This window comes from Paenibacillus xylaniclasticus (assembly GCF_004001065.1).
In the GTDB taxonomy this organism is placed as follows: domain Bacteria; phylum Bacillota; class Bacilli; order Paenibacillales; family Paenibacillaceae; genus Paenibacillus_T; species Paenibacillus_T xylaniclasticus.
Map to the genome: position 1 here is coordinate 152522 of NZ_BIML01000002.1, position 20309 is coordinate 172830.

The following is a 20309-nucleotide window of genomic DNA, read 5'->3' on the forward strand; positions in this document are numbered from 1 at the left end:
GCTTTCGTAAGCGGCCGGCTTGCACGATGTTATTGCGCTTGCTCTAGCTCCGTCATCCAATCCGTGATCCCTAACGTTCTGCCGCTCCAGCCTTGGACATATTCGCCAAGCTGTGTCGTGTTAACCGCTTCCGTAGGCAGTTCGTCACGTTTAACGACGACTGCGTCAAGCACGACCGACTCATCCGTCGTGTCGCCATGCAGCTTCTGGTACAGGTAGCGTACTTGAACACGGCCGATATCTTTCGGATCGACAGCTGCGGATGCAACCCACGGACCTGTAGGATCTTGAATCATTTGCAAGTCTTCGTCACTCATATCTATACCGTACAGTTTAATTTCCGTACGTCCAGCTTGTTGAATCGCACGCGCTGCGCCTTTAGCGAATTCATCCCATGCTGCCCATACTGCCGTAATGTCGCCTTTGTTCGGATATTGCTTCAGAATGGCTTCCATTTGGGATTGCGCGTCGAGCGCTGGATTGTTAGCAGTACCGAATGTCGTAATTTCCTTAATGTCAGGGTTGCTATCCATGAACGCCTTGTAAGCTTGGTTACGACGTTCCATTGGTGCAAAACCAGCGACCCAGATTTTAACGATGTTGCCTTTACCGCCAGCGTCCTCTTTCAGCAGTTCAAGCGTTTTCGTTGCCATCATTTGATCGTCCTGCGACAGTACCGTCACGCCAGGAATATTCAGATCTGCGTCGAACGCAACAACCGGAATTTTTTGCTCCAGTGCACGGTTTACGCCTTGCTTCAGTGCGGATGCTTGTCCGTGGTCGATCAGAATACCGTCGAAGCCTTGGTTAATTGCTGCATCCAGATTGGCCGACATTTTAGCCAAATCGTTATCTGCCGCGAACACTTGCACTTTACCGCCAAACTTCTCTACTTGTTCTTTAACGCCCTCTATGTATTGAGCAGAGAACGTTCCGGTATTAAATTGCATAACAAGCGCGATTTTTTTGCCTCTAAGCGAAGCAACGTCTGCACTGCCTTCCGATTGAGCTACCGTCTCGGTTTGCGTCGATTCGCTGCCATTACTCTCTTCCGCGCTGGATTCTTTGCCGCTGTTGCCGCAAGCCGCCGTAATCAGCAAAATAACTGCAATAAGTGCGAACAAAGCGGATTTTCCCACTTTTTTCATACTGCTTGTCCCCTTCGTATTCGATTTTATGGATATTTTATAGCACTTATCCTAGTATGTCAATCGGAATAAACAAAATAATTGTCGCAGTATGTCGAACATTATCGAGATATTTCCCGGACAAAAAATGATTATATGCTCCATCTCGCGCTTTGACAACTGTTTTACACAAAAAACCGCCTCTGAGGCCGACTGGCAGCCTCTGGAGGCGGTATTTATTAGTATGAACTACAATATGATGGCAATCAATCCTCCTGATCCCTCATTAATTATTCGACCCAGCGTCTCTTGAAGCTTGTAGCGGGCATTGTCCGGCATCATCGCAATTTTGCCTTGGATGCCTTCACGAACGATAGAATGAAGCGACCTGCCGAAAATATCGGATTCCCAAATTTTGATCGGATCGTTCTCGAAATCCTGCATTAAGTACCGGACAAGCTCCTCGCTCTGCTTCTCGGTTCCGATAATCGGAGCGAATTCCGACTCGACGTCGACGCGGATCATATGAATCGAAGGCGCTGTCGCTTTCAGCCTAACACCGAATCGTGAGCCCTGACGAATAAGCTCCGGCTCGTCGAGCGCCATCTCGGCAAGCGATGGTGCTGCAATTCCGTAGCCTGTCGTCTTGACCATCTCAAGCGCTTCAGCGAATCTGTCATACTCCCGCTTCGCGTGGGCAAATTCCTGCATAAGCTGGAGCAAATGATCTTTTCCTCTAATTTCAACGCCGACGACTTCCATCAATATTTGATCATATAATTCGTCCGGCGCATACAAATCGATCTCAGCGACGCCCTGCCCCATATTCATACCGCTAAGTCCGGCTCTCGCGATAAAATCGTAATCCATAAATTGAGCGACCACTCGGTCAACATCACGTAGTCTGCGAATATCCTTCACCGTATCACGAACAGAATTTTCGTAATTGACCCGCAACCAATGGTTATCGCTAAGCACCATGACCCAGCTCGGCAGATTAACGTTTACTTCATGTACCGGGAACTCGTAAAGCACCTCACGCAGTACCGATACGACCTCATCCTCACCCATCGAAGCCACACTTAAAGCCATAACTGGAATATCATATTTGGTTTGCAGCTCGCTGCGCAGCTGCTGCGTTTCTTCACTGCGCGGACGAGTGGAGTTAATGATAAGCACGAATGGCTTACCGACTTCCTTCAGCTCGCTTACGACACGTTCCTCTGCCTCAATATAAGAGCTGCGTGGAATTTCGGCAATGCTGCCATCCGTCGTTACGACGACGCCTAGCGTCGAATGCTCTTGAATGACTTTACGCGTTCCGATCTCCGCCGCTTCTTGGAACGGTATTGGCTCCTCGAACCACGGCGTCGTAATCATACGCGGACCATTCTCGTCCTCGTAGCCCTTCGCCCCTTGAACGGCGTAGCCGACACAATCGACTAGACGAACGTTAACCTCAAGTCCTTCCGCCACTCTCAGCTTAACAGCTTGATTCGGGACGAATTTTGGCTCCGTCGTCATGATCGTCTTGCCGGCCGCACTTTGCGGCAGTTCATCGATGGCACGGACACGGTCGGCATCATTCGTAATATTGGGAAGCACGACCGTCTCCATGAACCGCTTAATAAAAGTCGATTTGCCGGTGCGGACAGCGCCGACGACACCGAGGTAAATGTCTCCGCCGGTTCGCTCGGCAATGTCTTTAAAAATGTCCACTTTTTCCACTCAATATCCCTCCCAATTGATATTCCGGTACGCCGCCATCTCCACCGGACAAGAGGGGCAGGCTAGCGACTCTACTCGTACAACGTTTTGGACTAGTACCATCATATTGCGAGACGAGGACAAATATGCACAGAGAATGCGAACATTTCTCCTGTCTTCTTCGCGCCCGGCCTTCCAAGAATGAGATATATGCTGCAGGCCATAAAAAAAGAACTTTACCCGCTTCGGCGCAATCGGCGGCGAAGAAGGCAAAGCTCTATTCCTATTATCTTCAGTTCTCTTGCTGTGCTTGCGGCTCACCGTTAACAAATCGGTAAAGCGGCGACTTAACCGGAACCAAATCCGATGATTGCGCAAGCAACTCTCGCAAATCGTCATCCTCCTTCGGCTCCATACCGCTCTTCTGAACAGCCTGCATCATATCGAAAGCATAGTCTAGATAGACGTATCCTCGCTCATCGATCATCGGTGAAATCGTTCGGCCCGAATAGACCGATTTGATCTCCGGCTCTTTCATTCCTAGGAGGTCGAAGTTAATTCGATAGAAACCCGGATAAACTTGATCACCGTTCAGCGAAACCATCTTACTGTCGCGCTTATAGTATTCATTAACCTCCCGCTGAATGTCACTCACCTTCTGGAATATAGCAATATCCATCAGCTTGACCTGACGGCTTGACTCTTCATTGATGATGAGATAGTAATAATGACCGCCGCCTTCGAAAGCATAAGACGGCGGGGCCGATATGTAATTCTTTCCCTTCAGCTTCGCGAAATCAATCCGATATTTCTCGTACTTCGGTGTATCTGCATCCGGCGTAACGATCGGCAGCATACCGGTATCGGCAAAATATTGATTTACGACCGTCTGTATATTAAGAATCGCATCTTTGGCTGGCATTTGATTCTGTACAAGCTGGTCCTTCGGATACAAACAGCCGCTGAGCGCAGCCATCAAACAAAGCAGCGTAAGTACAGTCGCACTCGTGCGAATCAATACGCCGCCTGCACACCTAACCGTCCATCGTTGCATTGAATGATATCTCCCTTTCTACCATAACGAATCTTCTTCCTCACGCTGCCGCTCCAGCTGCTTGCGAACCGCAGCGCGAAGCGGATCCTCTGGCACCTCGATCTGAGCATCCCCGAGCACTTTGGCCTGGCATGCGAGACGGTAGCCTTGCTCGTGCATCCCGCCCAGCTTATATCGTTCATTATCAGCAACGGCGGACAAGCCTCCTTGACTGGCACTTGCATCCCGAACTTTGCACATGAGACAAGCCGATTTACCTCCGCAACGCGTTGCGATCGTAAGCCCAGCTCTTCGAGAGGCATCGAGTACTGTCGTCCCCCGTCTAATTCTTACTCGTTTACCGCTCGGCAGAAACGTTACCTCATAGCTGCCGTTCATGACAAGCTCCAGCCTTCCTAAAGTGTCAATTAAAAATATGGCTTGTTCACTGCCACGATACGCCCTTCCGCTGATCGTATGACAGCTTGACAGCCAAGTCGGAAGCCTTCATCGAATTCTTCGGGCTCCATTCGGTCCCATTCTTCATCCGTTATTTCTCCAAGCAAGTCTCCGCCTTCAACAATCAGGCATCTGCATCGTGCGCAAGTGCCGCGCGAGCAAGAAAACTGCCAATCGACATCTGCCTTTAAAGCCATATCAAGCAAGGATTGGCCTATGACAGGTTCGACCTGCGCTGATCTCGTTCTGCCCGTAAGCTCAAGCATTCGTCTTCGTTCCTCCTCAAGTCCTGGTCGTAATGCTTCAACAGCATTGCATATTATGTAAGCACGACAAATGCTCCAACGATGAAACCAAAAAAGAGCATCACAAATGCGACGAACGATAATAAACCTCGCAATGCACCTTTCGTCTTATATCTAGCAAAGGTTACTAATATGGCAGATAACGCCATTAATCCGAGTCCAACAAACGAGACCCACATCTTCATCATCGGATCCATGAATGCGTCTCCCTCTCCGCTGCACTAATCGACAACTTGCGATTGTACTTCTCCATCATAAAATCATCTTGTCGTTTATTATACCAAATCATCCACATTTGTCCTACTGTTCATAAAGTTCGTCAATAAGTCGACAAAAAGAAACGGCGTCCCGTCATCGGGAATGACGGCGCCGTTCTCTTGAAGGTCATGACCAGATAAAATGGCGGCTGTCCGCCGTCATTTTTTGATCATCATTTTCATAATAGCTTCCATATTGCTCATGTTCATGCCGCTCGCTTTGACCGCTTTAACAATGTCGTTAATCGTCTTGTCGGACACAGGTACTTTGGCCATGGCAGAAACCTGTTTAATCAATTTTGTCAATTCAGCTTCGTTCTGCATCGTCTCATTCGTCACGCTGCTGGCCAGCTTCTTCACTTCGGATTCCGTAATGCTTTTGCCCGTTTTCTTGTTGACGGCATTCAATACATCCTTGGACAAATTTTTATCTTTGCTCATCGATCAGCCGCCTCCTCTCTATGCGCAGCAACTTACGATTCCAATGTAAATTCTAAGAAATCGTACGCTGCTTGCATCATATGAGAAAGGCTCAGCTTTGGTGTAGGCCCCAGTCCCGGGCGATTTGCTCACTCTCATGCGTTCGTCCCCGACCCATGAGCCGGGATACAGCTGTTAACGGATCACAGCCTTCGAACAAAACTTGGTACAGCTGTTCTGCTATAGGCATCTCGACTCCATATGCCTCTGACAGCTTGCAAGCTGCCTTTGTCGTCCGCACGCCTTCGACAACCATTCCCATCTGAGACAACACTTCATCAAGTGGAATTCCTTGCGCCAGCTTATGACCGGCACGCCAATTCCGACTGTGAGTACTTGTGCACGTTACGACGAGATCACCTACTCCAGCTAGACCAGCGAATGTAAGCGGATTGCCGCCCATTGCGGTTCCAAGACGGCTAATTTCTGCCAGACCACGTGTCAGCAAGGCCGCCTTTGCATTGTCGCCAAATCCAAGCCCATCAGACATACCTGCACCGAGGGCGATAATATTTTTAATTGCGCCGCCAACTTCAACCCCGATTAAATCAGGATTCGTATAAACCCGGAAGTAAGTGTTAATGAATGCGTCCTGTGCTTGCTTCGCCTTCTGATGATTGGAGGAGGCGACGACGACCGTCGTCGGCTGACGCTTAGCTACTTCTTCCGCATGACTTGGACCAGACAGAACAACAAGCGAATCCTCCGGTCTTCCTAGCTCTTCAGACAGAACAGTCGTCATTCGTTTCAAGCTGTCAGCCTCGAAGCCTTTCGTTGCGTGCACGATGAGTGCATCCGGCATTAAATGCCCAGCCGCTTGCCGTGCAACATCCCGCATCGCAGAGGAAGGCGACGAGAATAACACGAGCTCCGCACCAGCCAACGCCTCACTCATCGACGTCGTCGCTGTAAGCGACTCCGGCAGCGTACAATTCGGCAAATATTTGCTGTTCGTATGTCTAGTATTGATCTCAGAGGCTTGCGACTCCGTGCGAGTCCATACGGATACGTCAAAGCCATTATCACATAATACCATAGCAAGCGCCGTTCCCCAGCTGCCTGCGACAAGCACAGCCGCCTTACGCCGAACGGTTACGTTCTCATTCGTCATTCTTTCCATCTATCCTCTCTTCGCACCAATCTTGTTCTCTTTCCCTTGCATAAGCTTCACAAGATTAGAACGATGCCGTACAAAAGCAAATACACAAATAAGTAGGCTCGTCCACAACAATGGACCTGCGCCGCTCGTCACTGCAATGCCACAAGGCAGCATAGCAGCGAAAATAAGCGAACCAACTGATACATAACGTGTAATTGCGATGACGATTATGGCAATAATACCTGCGATAAGTGCAGGCACGAATGCCAGCGTTGCCAGGACACCAACTGTTGTCGCAATCCCTTTGCCGCCCTTGAAATGAAACCAGATCGGCCAATTGTGACCGACAATTGCAGCAAGTCCGCAAATAACAGGCGTCCAAGCCTCATGTCCACCGTCCAGCGCATGGCCAATCAGCACGGCCGCCACTCCTTTGGCGATATCAAGCACGAATACCGCAATGCCCGGCCCTTTACCTAACACGCGGAGCGTGTTCGTAGCGCCGGCATTGCCGCTGCCGTGCTGACGGATGTCAATCCCCTTAACTAGACGGGCAATGACGATACTGAATGAAACGGATCCTAACAAATAACTAATAATCACAGCTATGACTGCGTTTAACAAGCTTGTTCTCCCCTACTTGTCTAGCCAATCGACTAGTCGATGTTATACGTGCACCGGCTCGTAACAGACATTAGTCCGAATCGGATTTACGTCTTGTGAACAAACGAACCGGTGTCCCCTCGAAATTGAACGCCGCTCGGATTTTGTTCTCCAAGTATCGCTCATACGAGAAGTGCATAATTTCAGGATCGTTAACGAAAATGACAATCGTCGGCGGCTTCGTGGCCACTTGGGTCGCATAGTTAATACGCAGACGCTTGCCTTTATCCGTCGGTGGCGGATTAATCGCAACCGCATCCGCAATAACGTCATTGAGCACATGCGTCTGGATTCGCAGTGCATGCTGCTCGGACACATGATTTACGATCGGCAGCAGCTTATGCAGGCGCTGCTTCGTCTTCGCCGACAGAAAGACAATCGGCGCATAATGCATAAATAAGAAGTGGTCGCGAATATTTTGGGTAAATACTTGCATCGTCTTCTCGTCCTTCTCGACGACATCCCATTTGTTAACGACGAAAATACTCGCTTTGCCCGCCTCATGTGCATAGCCGGCAATATGCTTATCCTGCTCAATAATGCCTTCTTCCCCATTGATCAGAATAAGGACCACGTCCGCGCGTTCTATTGCTTTAAGCGAGCGCATAACACTGTACTTCTCTGTCGTCTCATACACTTTGCCGCGCTTGCGCATACCTGCCGTATCAATCAGAACGTATCGTTGTCCGTCACGCTCGAAAGGCGTATCGATCGCATCCCGCGTAGTGCCTGCAACATCGCTGACGATAACACGCTCTTCTCCTAGCAGCGCATTAACGAGCGATGACTTCCCCACATTCGGCCGTCCGATTAAGGCAACGCGAATAACATCTTCGTCGTATTGTTCGTCCACCTGCTCCGGCAGCTTCTCTACTGCAGCATCAAGCAAGTCGCCGATGCCAGTGCCATGCGCACCTGAGATCGCAACCGGCGTGCCGAAGCCAAGCCCATAAAATTCATAAATGTCATCCATACGGTTAAAGTTGTCCACTTTATTAACCGCTACAACGATCGGCTTACGCGAACGAAACAACATCTGCGCTACCTCATCGTCAGCATGAGTCATTCCGGCTTTTGCATCTACCATGAATATAATAACGTCGGCTTCTTCGATTGCAAGCTCGGCCTGCATTCGAACCGACTTCATGATTTCGTCTTCTCCGTCGATTTCGATACCGCCTGTATCCACAATACTGAAAGCTCTGCCATTCCATTCACCGGTACCATAGATCCGGTCGCGGGTTACACCCGGCTTGTCTTCCACGATGGCCAGCCGGTCGCCGATGACCCGGTTAAAGATGGTCGACTTCCCCACATTCGGCCGTCCAACTATCGCGATAACGGGTCTTGCCATAACATTCCACTCCTTCGAAAATACTCACGATAACCACTATAACAAAAAACAAACGGCTTGGCTAACATTTCATGTTTTTATGAGGAACGATGATCGACGAGAATAATACTCCCGTTCTTCAAATCGTGCGCATTCGCATCTAATATTTTCTCGAGTAAAAACGCAGTCTGCTGTACCGAGTTCGCATCCTTCTCAATAAAAATTGGCGCTCCTCCTGCTACTTGCTGGGGCTTTACCGATACGACTGCTAATATCCGTGTCATTCAAGCTCCCCCTTCCTTATTAACAGACGCTTCAGTCGGCATCCGGACGGCGGATTCCAGAATAGGCACACGCTTCGTGACCTCAATTGCCTTCTCTACGTTGCGTTCCTGCGGGAGTAGAAATACCGCCAGCCTGCCGTCTCGAATATCAAGCTTAGCCATTGGAATTAGGGCTGGCTCACCGCTGTCACGAATTACACCAAGTATCGTCGATAAATCATACAAAATCGCCTGACGCTGACCTAGATTCGACAGCGTCGCTTTGCCATTCGGATTATATGGTCTCACAATGAGTCCAAGTCCTCTTACAGCGATAATCCGCTGATCCTCTTGCAAGCCTACATTCATGATATAAATATCGCCAACATATAAATCGGCCCCTTCAACCCGTACTGGTGCCTCCTGCACGTCCGCAATATGCGAGATCGATTTACCGGATTTTAATAATTGAACGACACCCAGTAATACGACGCCAACCGCAGCACCGACCCAGCCATTTACGGCTATGGCGAACAAGCTGGTTAACATAGACGTAAAAATAACCAAATAGTTTCGTCCTTCGAATACCATTGCAATTCCTTCTATATATGTAGCTCCGCGAGATACAAGCTCCATGCTGTCGATATTCGTCAACGTATCCCGCTCCATCTTCCGAACGTCTCGAAATTGTTGTGCAGCTAACGTAAGGAACGTAATCGCTGTATAATCCTTCTTATATAAAGACGGAATCGCGATTGCACCTAATGCAGCAGCAATAATGCCAAGCGAGATATGAATGATTCGTCCATGCGGGTAAGTCGGATACTGTCTATAATCGGTACGGAGCATGAGCAATCTCGACAATAAACCAAAAAGAACGCCGATTACGACGCCGATCAAATATCGATGCTCCTTCATATAGATCGTTAGCCAATCGATCACGGCCGCACGTCTCCTTCCCGCTCTCCTTTTTCGCCTTCAGTTGAATACAGCCATTTTGATGCTGCCAGCTTCATACCTCGGATTAATAATCCCATCAATCTTGCCGACAACAACGCAACCATATAGCTGTCCCACCATGCCAATGAACCGATCTCAATCGGCTGTGAAAATAAGCTTGGCGCGAACCAGCTCATTAATATCGGCTGCATGACTGATGCAATGGTCACAACCGCGAATAATGCTGCAGACTGAATCGGGCCGCTTAACGCAGCAGCTGCTCCAGTCAATATGGCGGCATCCATAAAGATATGTCCCATGATGAGGACAGGATCATTCATATAGAGCAGACGAAGCCAGCCTCCCATCAAGGAAGACAGAAGCACCGCCACAATCATATAAAAGCTGTGCAGCCCTCGGTTAGGACGCTGCAGCGTCATCGCTGCAATCGACCACACAATGAGCCAGCATGCACTCAGATGAACGATTCCACCGGCTGGCGGCAGCCAAGCTCGATTCAGCGTTAACGCAAACGGCCCCAGAACAGCACAGCCTATCATTAGCACAACGATACGTTTTAGTTTTATTTGATCTGCGACTAGCTCTTTCCAGCCTGTTGCGAGCAGAATGAACAAGATTGTTATAAGCCATACAGCTATATATCCCGCATTCATAATTCAACCGTTCACCTCACATGACTGTATTATGCTCCGATGGTAAGTAAGGTAACCGTTATAATGACGTAAAAAATACAAACAAGCCCGGAAACAGCAGCTGCTGCTTCCGGGCTTGAAAGTTCAGTATCAACCGACTGTCGCCGGTATGTTATCATTTGAATTTGCTTAATTTATCGCCGAAACGCTCGCCGAGCGTAAAGCTCAAGCTTTGGTTGTTAGCAGCAATCGCTGCGCTGTGATCTTCTTTCGGAGCGCGTGCAGGACGGTCAGCACGCTCAGCACGTGGAGCCGGCTCTGGAGCTTCTTCCGTTTCCTTAATGCTCAAGGATACACGTTTCTGTGCAGGGTTGAAATCAAGAATTTTCGCTTTCACTTCTTGACCTTCCTTCAGCACCTCGTGCGGCGTTGCGATATGACGATGAGCGATCTGCGAAATGTGTACAAGACCTTCAACGCCAGGAGCGATTTCGACGAATGCGCCGAAATCAACGATACGGCGAACCGTACCCGTCACGATGTCACCCGTGTTGAAGCTGTTTTGTGCCGTTTCCCATGGACCTGGCTGAGCAGCTTTCATGCTGAGGCTGATTTTACCTGCAGCAGGATCAACCTTCAGCACTTTCACGCGTACCGATTGACCTTCGGATACAGCATCCTTCGGATGCGCAACGTGCTGCCACGAAATTTCAGATACGTGTACCAGTCCGTCGATACCGCCGATATCTACGAAAGCACCGAACGGAGTCAGACGCTGAACCGTACCTTCGATCTCTTGGCCGACTTCGAGAGACGCCATGATGCGTTGCTTGTTCGCTTCGAACTCCTCCTCGAGCACTTCTTTCGCCGAGAGGATAACTTTGTTATTCTCGCGGTCGATTTCTTTCACTTTAACGCGAAGGGTGCGTCCTTTGTAGTCTGTGAAATCCTCTACAAAATGGCGCTCAACCATCGACGCAGGAATAAAGCCGCGTACGCCTACGTCAGCGACAAGGCCGCCTTTCACAACATCAGCAATCGTGACCTCGAACGCTTCGCCAGCGTCGAATTTCTTTTGCAGTTCGTCCCAAGCTTTCTCGCTGTCAATTGCACGCTTGGAAAGAACAAGCTTTTCTTTCTCGTCGTCGATGCTGACAACTTTCAGTTCAACCTCTTGGCCAAGCTGAACTGCCGTGGACGCATTGTCGAGTTGTACAGACGACAGCTCGCGAAGCGGAATCACGCCGTCATATTTATATCCAAGGCTAACCGTAGCTTGGTTGTCTTCGATTTTGACAATCGTTCCCTTAACCGTGTCGCCTTTCTTCAAGGACACGAAATTGTCCATTGCCTCTTGGTTTGTTTCTTCAATCTTCGTTTCTTCTGACATCGAAAATTACCTCCTCAATTCATACCCCAACATTTATTTAAACCTGCCCGCCCCCATTGAAACAGGTTCGCTGCAGCGTTTAAAACTTTATTTGCGAAGCGCGCGGATATGTTCCATAATCCGCTGCGTCACGCGTTCTAATGAGTCAGTCGACGGCTCGGCAATAATATCCGACAGATCGACCGGCGGTCCATAACGGACAACTGTTTTACGAAAAAGTTTATAATTCCCGTCTATATAAACAGGTATAATAACGGCTCCGCTGCGCAGAGCGATCATTGCCGCACCCTTCTTGGCCGCTTCTCCATTGCTGTGACGCGTACCCTCCGGGAAAATGCCCATCATGCCTCCTGCTGACAACAGCTCAATCGAGGATCGAATCGCTTCCTTGCTGACGCCTCCACGCTTGACCGGAAAAGCACCAAGCGCAGTAATGAGACGGCCGAACAATGGAATATCGAACAATTCCTTCTTCGCCATAAACTGAATCTTGCGTTCGAGCTGAATGCCAATCGTCGGCGGATCGAAGTTACTTAGATGGTTCGAACATAAAATAACAGGTCCCGACGCTGGAACATGATGCACGCCCTCCGCCTCCAACCGGAACAAAAAACGATACACAAGACGAAGCACAGTACGACAGAAGACATATAACATAGTTTACTTCGCCTCCGCCAATTTGGTTCTGCTTAAATTGACGATGCTGTCCGCCACTTCATCAATCGTCATCGAAGTGCTGTCCAGAACGATGGCATCATTAGCGCATATAAGCGGCGAAATGTCCCGCTCTTGGTCCTTCCGGTCACGCTCGGCTATTTCTTTCTCCAGCTGCGACAGCGTTATGCCGTCCTGACCATTCAGCTCCTTGAATCTTCTCAATGCCCGTTCTTGGACGGATGCGGTAAGGAAGATCTTCAATTCCGCGTCCGGCAGTACATGCGATCCGATATCGCGGCCATCCATCACAACGCCTTTGTTCTTCGCCAGCGCACGCTGCATGTTGACAAGCCGCAGTCTTACTTGTTCAACGGCAGCAACCTGCGATACATGCAGCGTCACTTCACGAGAACGAATATCCCCAGTAATGTCGACGCCGTTCAGTAGAACAATCTGCCCATTGGGTCCAGGGTTCAGTGTAATATTGATGCTTTCCACATGCTGCGAAAGCTGCTCGGAATCGCCTGGCGAGATGCCGGCGCGTAGCGCACTGTACGTTACCGCGCGGTACATAGCACCCGTGTCGATATAAATATAATGCAAGATCTCGGCGACTTTGCGGGCAACCGTACTCTTGCCGGCTCCCGCGGGTCCGTCAATCGCGATGTTGATCCGGTCCCGACCGCCGTCTAGATGCGATGCCAACAGCGAACCCCCCTACGTAAGATCAGCCTAACGATATGAATCACTGCTCTTCGTTTACCTGTCAAGAAAAAAGCAGGCTCAGCCTGCGAACGTGAAAATTATACCACACCGAAACCTTCAATGCAAAGCTCGACTGCCCTGCTGAAGCGGCCTCCCTTCAAGCTTATCGGCATATGTCAGGTGATGCCGGATCGTATCGAATCGGAGCAGCCATTGCGACAAAATAACTAATACGAACAGCGTAAGCACAATGTTTCGCAGTACGCGGCTTACCATTTCTAATAGCCTGTCATACCTTTCCTTCTCCGGCAATGAAGTAATCTGCTCCTTCCTTGTCGGCAGCTGCCCCCTTGTGCTTCCTTGTCTGCATTCGTTATCCATATACGTCCATCCTCTCCCTATATTTGGCGGATGGACGTAGCTTTTCCGAGTGTACGATAAATTATTCGTACGAAGTATATGAACGCGTTTGCACTATATGCGCCTCTCATGCCATAGCTATCGGTTTCGGAATTCAAGCTGCCGCTCGAAGCAATAGCGTATAATTTTCTGACGTTCATAGTCGCTAATGTCAACAAACTTGAGCATCACATGGTTTCGGCTCGTCGAGTGCTCAACGATTCGCACAATTTCTCCTTTAAAGAAAGCATGCTCAAGCGATCCATTCTTGTACGGAACCAGCAGCCAGCATTCGAGCGTCTGTCCGATGGCTAATGAGATGGAGACGTCGCTTGTAAAGGAAATACCACCGCCGCCTACATCCTCTGTCAACGCATTAAACCGATCACCGAGCGGTGTCAAGACAGCAGCTTCCAGCATTGTATTGACACGCAAGAAATGACGGCGCTGCGTCCTCGTAATCGACTGCGGGTCCGGCTTCTGTATTCGAACGAGTCGAATGTTATCCTCTATGAAGCCAGTTACATAGGAGTTAAAGAAATGTTTAACCCCGTCTTCGGTTATGTAGTATGCCGATATTTCATCTCCAAATGAGAGCCGCCTTACTCTTCCCGTCCCTTCGTGATACGGCCATTCCATGTACAGCTCTTCGCCGCGATCGTCGGCGATGCGAGATTTGCATTCGAACTTACCTTCTGCTTCTTCATCGGAATTAGAAACGACATCGTAATATAAGATCTGATTTATTTTCGGCAGCAAAAGGCTCCCCTCCCATACGGTGATTATATCACGTCGAATGATGGGGAGCTATAACGAAACAGAGCGAATGGCTGTGACATTGGCTGTACAGATTGACCGTTCAGCTGATTACGATGACGCTTGAGCCGTTTCCTGCTCGTCTGCCGTTTCCTCGATTGTTTCCTCCACCCCTGTATCAGCATTGATGTACATTTTATAAGCATGGCCATTGATTCGGCCTACAAATTCATAGCAGAGCGTCTCCTCCCCCATATCGTTCAAGATTAACGCCATCGTCTCGCTTGTAACCTTCATATCTGGGTTAAGCGCTTGCCGGGCTTCCGCTTTCGTAATCCGCGGCTTCTTCAGCTTGCGCGTATGATGCTCATACACGTAGTCCGAAGCTTGGACTGCGATGACCTGAGCGTTGTCGAGCGCGACCTTCACCGTTATTTTCTCCGGATAAATCAGTACCCCATTCTGCGTCGCTACGTATGTAAATACGCCTTCATTGCCATATTCATCGTAGCTGCTCGGCTTCATCCCTTGATAGCCATGCGCATTCAGAAACTTATCCGCCGCCTTCCTTGCCTCGTTCAAGCCGACCTGCTTCGCTCCAACGTCACGCGGATTCATATACCAAATGAGCTGGCCGCCTTTCTGGGTAAAATCGAGCTGAATCTTCTCGCCTTTCGTCCGCTCGACTGTGGCTGTGAACGAAGCATATTCCGTTCCTTTGCCGTTCTCGACGACACGAATGCCTTCCTCTGACTTCAGATCTAGAAATTTTGCCGTCTTACGCTTGATCTCCTCGGGCGTCATCAATTTGCCGCTGAGCATTTTAACCGTTCGTTTTTGATACATGCTAGCAACAGAAGGTCCCCAGTTAATTTCCGGATACTCTCCGACCTTGTTATCGACCGTCTTGAAGCCATCGATAATCGAATTGTCACGCACTGTTTTTTCTGATGCCAGAGCAGCCTCGACATCCATCCAACGCAAATTGTTCTGCAGCACCTTCTGCTGTACACTTCGCAAATTTTTGGCGATCTCGTCAGACCGTTCATACAGCGTCTTCATCGTTTTGAACTCTTCATCCGTAAGTGGGTTTTTCGATAAGTCACGTACTGCGGTTTTATATGCAAAGTTAGAGATGCGAGACAAAAATTCTTCCGTTGTATTGAACGGCAGAAGCGTAAGCGGCAGCTGATTCACTTCATTCTGCGCTTCACTCGTCAATCTCCAAACGTTAATGAGCCCTTTACGGTGATAAGCTTGCGACTTGGAATTAACAGCGAGCGTGTTACCAAGTTGCTTATGCACCTGCTCAACGTGATAGCTCAGATCGTGGAAAGCTCGCTGATATTGGTTTTCCGCTTTAATTAGAATCGAGTTTTTCTCTTGATGCTCTTGATATCCCCAAATAATCGAACCGATGCACAACAATGTCACGACCGGGAACATTACCGCACTAAGCCGTTTATACATAACAAAAGCTCCTTTCTGGTCCCAAACCTGTCGTTAGTTTGGTTTACCGAAAGAAGCTTTATTCACCGCATCCGCCTTTATTTCCCTGCTCGATCTAACAGAATAAACTTAGACCGAATGCTCTTCAATATCAAAATCGTCACTGTTGTTGCAGATGCACTGCTTGAAGCCTGTATCGATCCTTCCCTTGTCTCGCTTGCCGCGCAGGACGAATTTCTCTCCGCACACCCTGCACCTTATTCGAACTTTAACCCGCTCTTCGAACATACTGCATGTCCCTCCTGGATTACTCAATGATATCCATTATGGACCGAAATTCTACAGTTTAACCTCATCCTCACGCGGTAAAAAACGAAATGGCGAACGGCTGCTTGCCCTTTGCATATTCCTAAGCGCCCATACCCACAAGACAGCCATGAACGGCGGAATGATCCAAATCCAACCCCGTACGAATGTGATAAGAATCCAATCGTACAGCCCGTGCATCAGTAAAGGAACGATAATCGATATGAACAGAAAATGGCGGCTTCGCACCGGGGAGGCGAACTTCGCTTTCCCCATGTAATAGCCCATCGTAATGCCGAACAAGGCATGCCCTGATACAGGAAGTAAAGCGCGAAATAGAAGCGACCCGAAATCGGATGGCTGCGAAATGGCATACAGCACATTCTCCAGCGTCGCAAAGCCAAGGGATATGGATGCGGCATATACGATACCGTCATAAGGCTCGTCGAACTCAGTGTGGTTATAAATAATGTGATATAGAACGAACCATTTCACACATTCCTCAACAGCGCCGGATAATCCGAATGCGTCCAGCAGCGGATGAGTGCCTAGCCACAGCTCGAGCCCGCGCTGAATAATCATAATCGGGAACAGAATAAGCACGCCGATCAAAAACATGCGAACGACCATATGGATCGGCTCCGCTTCATACTTGTCCTTCAAATATAAATAGGTGAGCAGGAAAACGCCTGGCGCAATGGCCGCTGTTATGACAGAAAACAGCATGTTGTCCTCTCACCCCCCTGTTCGTTTCGCTGCTAGAACCAGCCTCTTAACCGGCAAGCTTCATTACGCCTGCCATATAAACAGCCAGCCGTATATCGACGTCGTCAAATCGGAAAATTATGTGCAGCAGCCCTAATTACTTTGTACCCACTCGAAGTAAAACACAATCACTCCGCCTCTTATCGAGCCCATCTTTATTATACAACGCTTCATGGACATCGGAAATACTGATTACGACAGCGAACATACTCGCAGGAGATTGGAACTTAAATCGTGTCCTGGCGGAGCGCCTCTAACTTGATGAATGCAGCCGTGGACACCATATGAACAAAAAGAGCATCTGCGCTTTCGAAATTCGCGCAAGATGCTCTTCAATCCACTGCCGCATCAGTATGAGAAATGCTGACATAATTGGCGTATCGCGCCCTCGTTCATTATCGTCTTGCCGTACTCTTCCAGCACCGCTTCTGTCACAGACGTCGCTTCGCCGAATTCAGCCAGCAGCGCTATTAGAGCATTATGTCTGGCCGGATCGATAAAGGACGGGTCAATAGCCAGTATATATTTGCCATTATACGCGAATAACCGTCCATCCTCAGTCAACGCCGACTGCTTCAGTTGGCGGCTAACCGATATAACGTCTTCAAAATCACGGAATGCGTACATGACAATATCGCTTTGCTCCAGCGTAACTTCTAATTCGTAAACGTCCTCATCCGTCTCATCATCCTCATGAGACAAATCATCGGCATGCAAATTAACTTTGCCGCGTGTGACGATCACTACCATACCTTGAGCCGGGAGTGCGAACACTTCCACAGCAAGTGGACCACTGGCCTCGAAACCGAGTTCGGAATGTGCTTGATCCATCATCTCGCTGAACAGCTCATTCACCTTCGGAATTTCCCGCCACATATCCTCTTTCTGTATCCCCCGCTCCAGCAGGTCGTCGAACGTCAGAAATATTCGTATTTTATCTTGGCTCAGCCGTTCGATTTTCATGACAGGATCCTCCTATGCAGCATCTGATATAACAAGGTATGAGAACAACAATGATATGTGATTCCCTCATGCCATATACCTATGTTACCATGTCCGCCCGGCGAATGCACTATCAGTCAAAAAAATAGGAGCGGCAGCGTCGCAAATTATTTTTTGCGACACTCCCGCTCCTATTTACTCATCAATGATGCTTCACACTCGCATTCGTCGGGAGGCTGCTGCCGTCTGTCGCCGAATGGAGAATCGCTTCCGTTTCCCGTTTCAATTCAGGATCGCTCTCAACGAGCGCGCCAATTTGCTGCCATGCTTCTGCTGAATTGCCAGCGGAAGCGTCTTGTCGCTTTGGGACGGCTTGTCCAGCCTCCTTACTCCACTGATTCAGCTTCCGTTCCATGACTTTGCCAAACAGCCGTTTTTTCGTAGAGGACATGATATCACCCGCTGCATCGACTGCCCAAGCTGTCATACCGGGCCGTTTGCGAGATGCGTACAGCGCAGCTGCCATGCCGAGTATACCACCGATAATAAAACCGCTCATTCTCATCTCGATGTCCGACTCCTTTCTTCGTTATACGCCTCCATCATTGCCAGCCGGAGCGCCGCTATCTGAATACAGCGTTCCGATCTTTAGTTTGCTCTTACACCACGCGAGCATCCTTGTGAAAAACAGGAAAAGACGAATACAAAGTCATAACCCAAATATGATACAATGATGTCGTGTTCATCCCGTAATGGCCACGCAGATATAAAGACAATACTTAAGTAACGGAGGTCTTCCCATGAATCGCTTGCTCAAAGCATCCGTTCTGCTAGCGCTGGCCGCCGCACTAACTGCTTGCGGCTCGACTAACAAAGGCGAAAGCGCCCCCCCTGCTGAGACAGTCTCCACGGACTTACCTGAAGGAACCGATCAGCCGGCCGAAACTGCCGCTGAACAGACCGAGATTTCTCCAACAGCCGAAGCAGTAAGTGGCACCTCGAATGGTACAGCTAACAGTGGGCAGCCCACAGGCTCCCAGGAGCAAACAGCACCATCGGCCCAAGCTGACGAGAAGCCCGTAAAGCTGTACCGAATGAATAAAGTATACCGCTTTGAACCCATCGACAAGGAATCGACGACGGACAAAGTGGTGCTGCTCACCTTCGATGACGGCCCTAAAGAATTAGAGCAGCTTACAAGCATGCTTGATACTCTCGACAAACATAAAGCTAAGGCGATTTTTTTCGTCAATGGCTATCGGGTTAAAGCCAACCCTGATTTGCTGAAGCTTATTCACGAGCGGGGTCAGACAATCGGCAACCATTCGTGGGATCATATCGATCTTAAGAAAGAGACCCAGGCATCGATGGAGAAGCAAGTCGGTGATGTCGGTAAGCTCGTCAAAGAAACGATTGGTGAAACTCCTAAATTTTTCCGACCTCCTTTTGGTTCTGGCAATGATACAGTGAAGAAATATGTGAAAGACAGCGGCATGCTGTACATGACCTGGTCAAACGGATCGCTGGACTGGGATTCAAGCAGCAAGAACAAGCCGGAAGCCGTTATTGCCAATGTGCTGGAGCAGCTTCATCCGGGAGCGAATATTCTCATGCATGAGCTCCCATGGACGAAAGATGCGCTGGATGAACTGCTGACGAAGCTGGAGGAGAAAGGGTACGGCTTTATCGATCCTGCTACGATCGAGACCGTTACCGACGTAACAGAGGAGCAATAAAAAACAGCCGTCCTTGTCAGGAGGCTGTGATTGAATTTTTTCCGAATAAGAACAGAATAACGATAAGGAAGAGAAATAATAAAAACAAACTGTTATAAAACCACTGCGCGGTCTGCTGCTTATTGGATGGGTGCTTCACCCTCCGAGGCGGCAGACCTTTTTCATCATTATATTCTAACTCTTCGACTGGCTCCGTATTGCTGACTTTTGCTGCGTTTCTCGTTCCAAACTTCGCCATTCGACTCATCATTCATCATTCCTTCGAAACCGAATAATTAGACCCATTGTGGCATCCACCAGAAAATGCGTCATAATCGGCGCCCACAATGTACCGCTTTCGATATAAATCCAACCAAGACCATAACTAATCGAAAATACGAGCCCCGTTGGTATCCAGTGGCGCAAATAACGGACATGAATGGCAGCAAACAAAATGCTCGTCCAATAAGGTCCGAACGAATGCTGCACCGCGCCCCGGAACAGGAGCTCTTCACAGACAGCTACGATGAAAGACATGACGATAATGTGCCAGACCGGACGCGCCTGGAACAGACGCTCGTTAATGCCCCCGTCATCAGATATATCGTCCGGTACAAGCCGAGTTATGAGCAAATCGAGAATGATCACGGCAGCGGCTAAGCCAAGACCGAATATCCAGAACCGGTCGTTCTCCGGCAGCTGAAGCAGTCGGAGCGGATTTCGATGCTGAAATAAAACCCATATGATTCCGATAATTAGAGTAAGCGCTTGCGTAGCGTACAAATTCATTAATAAGAGCCGGTCATCCAGCTGGTCGACGGATACTTGACGGATCCGAATTTTTTTGATATCGAATTTTTTCATGTTTTACCGCCTGTCTGAAAACGTATTATTTCCTTTTTCACTT

At 49.1% G+C, this 20309-nt stretch carries 25 protein-coding genes; 1 reads left to right on the plus strand and 24 read right to left on the minus strand.

Features of this window, described 5'->3' with window-relative positions; genetic code table 11:
* Window positions 1–29: 29 nt before the first annotated feature.
* From PXY01_RS02505 to PXY01_RS02610, 23 genes are all read right to left on the minus strand, one after another.
* Complete coding sequence (locus tag PXY01_RS02505) at window positions 30–1148, minus strand: sugar ABC transporter substrate-binding protein (protein ID WP_127566961.1); 1119 nt, start codon at window positions 1146–1148, stop codon at window positions 30–32.
* 228 nt (window positions 1149–1376) lie between these two features.
* Window positions 1377–2855, minus strand: a complete 1479-nt coding sequence (spoIVA, locus tag PXY01_RS02510; RefSeq protein ID WP_127566963.1) for a stage IV sporulation protein A — start codon at window positions 2853–2855, stop codon at window positions 1377–1379.
* Between the two features lie 271 nt (window positions 2856–3126).
* A complete protein-coding gene (locus tag PXY01_RS02515) occupies window positions 3127–3888 on the minus strand; it encodes a YphF family lipoprotein (protein ID WP_127566965.1) in 762 nt (253 codons plus the stop codon).
* An 18-nt stretch (window positions 3889–3906) separates the two neighbouring features.
* Complete coding sequence (locus PXY01_RS02520) at window positions 3907–4266, minus strand: 2Fe-2S iron-sulfur cluster-binding protein (protein ID WP_127566967.1); 360 nt, start codon at window positions 4264–4266, stop codon at window positions 3907–3909.
* 29 nt (window positions 4267–4295) lie between these two features.
* Window positions 4296–4592, minus strand: coding sequence for a 2Fe-2S iron-sulfur cluster-binding protein (locus PXY01_RS02525; protein ID WP_127566969.1), 297 nt, complete (start codon window positions 4590–4592; stop codon window positions 4296–4298).
* A gap of 53 nt (window positions 4593–4645) precedes the next feature.
* Window positions 4646–4828 carry a DUF2768 domain-containing protein gene (locus tag PXY01_RS02530; RefSeq protein ID WP_127566971.1) on the minus strand — a complete coding sequence of 61 codons (183 nt, stop codon included), beginning with the start codon at window positions 4826–4828 and terminating at the stop codon, window positions 4646–4648.
* Between the two features lie 219 nt (window positions 4829–5047).
* Complete coding sequence (locus PXY01_RS02535; protein WP_127566973.1) at window positions 5048–5329, minus strand: stage VI sporulation protein F; 282 nt, start codon at window positions 5327–5329, stop codon at window positions 5048–5050.
* Window positions 5330–5420: 91 nt separating this feature from the next.
* On the minus strand, window positions 5421–6479 hold the full coding sequence (locus tag PXY01_RS02540; protein WP_127567356.1) for an NAD(P)H-dependent glycerol-3-phosphate dehydrogenase: 1059 nt from the start codon (window positions 6477–6479) through the stop codon (window positions 5421–5423).
* Between the two features lie 9 nt (window positions 6480–6488).
* Window positions 6489–7091, minus strand: coding sequence for a glycerol-3-phosphate 1-O-acyltransferase PlsY (gene plsY / locus PXY01_RS02545; RefSeq protein ID WP_127566975.1), 603 nt, complete (start codon window positions 7089–7091; stop codon window positions 6489–6491).
* Window positions 7092–7161: 70 nt separating this feature from the next.
* A complete protein-coding gene (gene der / locus PXY01_RS02550; RefSeq protein WP_127566977.1) occupies window positions 7162–8484 on the minus strand; it encodes a ribosome biogenesis GTPase Der in 1323 nt (440 codons plus the stop codon).
* Window positions 8485–8561: 77 nt separating this feature from the next.
* Entirely contained in the window at window positions 8562–8747 is a 186-nt protein-coding gene (locus PXY01_RS02555) for a capping complex subunit for YIEGIA (RefSeq protein WP_127566979.1), read from the minus strand.
* Window positions 8748–9644, minus strand: coding sequence for a YIEGIA family protein (locus PXY01_RS02560; RefSeq protein ID WP_127567358.1), 897 nt, complete (start codon window positions 9642–9644; stop codon window positions 8748–8750). It abuts the gene before it with no gap.
* A 20-nt stretch (window positions 9645–9664) separates the two neighbouring features.
* On the minus strand, window positions 9665–10339 hold the full coding sequence (locus PXY01_RS02565; protein WP_127566981.1) for a hypothetical protein: 675 nt from the start codon (window positions 10337–10339) through the stop codon (window positions 9665–9667).
* 154 nt (window positions 10340–10493) lie between these two features.
* Window positions 10494–11708, minus strand: a complete 1215-nt coding sequence (gene rpsA / locus PXY01_RS02570; protein ID WP_127566983.1) for a 30S ribosomal protein S1 — start codon at window positions 11706–11708, stop codon at window positions 10494–10496.
* A gap of 87 nt (window positions 11709–11795) precedes the next feature.
* The gene (locus tag PXY01_RS02575; RefSeq protein ID WP_127566985.1) at window positions 11796–12365 is read right to left on the minus strand and encodes a lysophospholipid acyltransferase family protein; all 570 of its coding nucleotides are present in this window, start codon (window positions 12363–12365) and stop codon (window positions 11796–11798) included.
* A 3-nt stretch (window positions 12366–12368) separates the two neighbouring features.
* Window positions 12369–13070 (minus strand): (d)CMP kinase, encoded by a 702-nt coding sequence (gene cmk, locus PXY01_RS02580; RefSeq protein ID WP_127566987.1) that lies wholly within the window; start codon window positions 13068–13070, stop codon window positions 12369–12371.
* A gap of 117 nt (window positions 13071–13187) precedes the next feature.
* Window positions 13188–13451, minus strand: a complete 264-nt coding sequence (locus PXY01_RS02585) for a hypothetical protein (protein WP_127566989.1) — start codon at window positions 13449–13451, stop codon at window positions 13188–13190.
* A 117-nt stretch (window positions 13452–13568) separates the two neighbouring features.
* A complete protein-coding gene (locus tag PXY01_RS02590; protein ID WP_127566991.1) occupies window positions 13569–14228 on the minus strand; it encodes a flagellar brake protein in 660 nt (219 codons plus the stop codon).
* A 108-nt stretch (window positions 14229–14336) separates the two neighbouring features.
* Complete coding sequence (ypeB, locus tag PXY01_RS02595) at window positions 14337–15695, minus strand: germination protein YpeB (protein ID WP_127566993.1); 1359 nt, start codon at window positions 15693–15695, stop codon at window positions 14337–14339.
* Between the two features lie 108 nt (window positions 15696–15803).
* The gene (locus tag PXY01_RS22245) at window positions 15804–15962 is read right to left on the minus strand and encodes a hypothetical protein (RefSeq protein WP_164744283.1); all 159 of its coding nucleotides are present in this window, start codon (window positions 15960–15962) and stop codon (window positions 15804–15806) included.
* 51 nt (window positions 15963–16013) lie between these two features.
* Window positions 16014–16706, minus strand: coding sequence for a glutamic-type intramembrane protease PrsW (gene prsW / locus PXY01_RS02600; protein ID WP_127566995.1), 693 nt, complete (start codon window positions 16704–16706; stop codon window positions 16014–16016).
* Between the two features lie 387 nt (window positions 16707–17093).
* A complete protein-coding gene (locus PXY01_RS02605; protein WP_127566997.1) occupies window positions 17094–17708 on the minus strand; it encodes a genetic competence negative regulator in 615 nt (204 codons plus the stop codon).
* A 181-nt stretch (window positions 17709–17889) separates the two neighbouring features.
* Entirely contained in the window at window positions 17890–18252 is a 363-nt protein-coding gene (locus PXY01_RS02610) for a hypothetical protein (protein WP_127566999.1), read from the minus strand.
* A 235-nt stretch (window positions 18253–18487) separates the two neighbouring features.
* Here PXY01_RS02610 and PXY01_RS02615 point away from each other — a divergent pair, with 235 nt between their 5' ends.
* Window positions 18488–19423 carry a polysaccharide deacetylase family protein gene (locus tag PXY01_RS02615; protein WP_127567001.1) on the plus strand — a complete coding sequence of 312 codons (936 nt, stop codon included), beginning with the start codon at window positions 18488–18490 and terminating at the stop codon, window positions 19421–19423.
* A gap of 246 nt (window positions 19424–19669) precedes the next feature.
* On the opposite strand, the gene PXY01_RS02620 is transcribed toward PXY01_RS02615, so the two are convergent.
* Window positions 19670–20266, minus strand: a complete 597-nt coding sequence (locus tag PXY01_RS02620) for a CPBP family intramembrane glutamic endopeptidase (RefSeq protein ID WP_127567003.1) — start codon at window positions 20264–20266, stop codon at window positions 19670–19672.
* Between the last annotated feature and the right edge of the window lie 43 nt (window positions 20267–20309).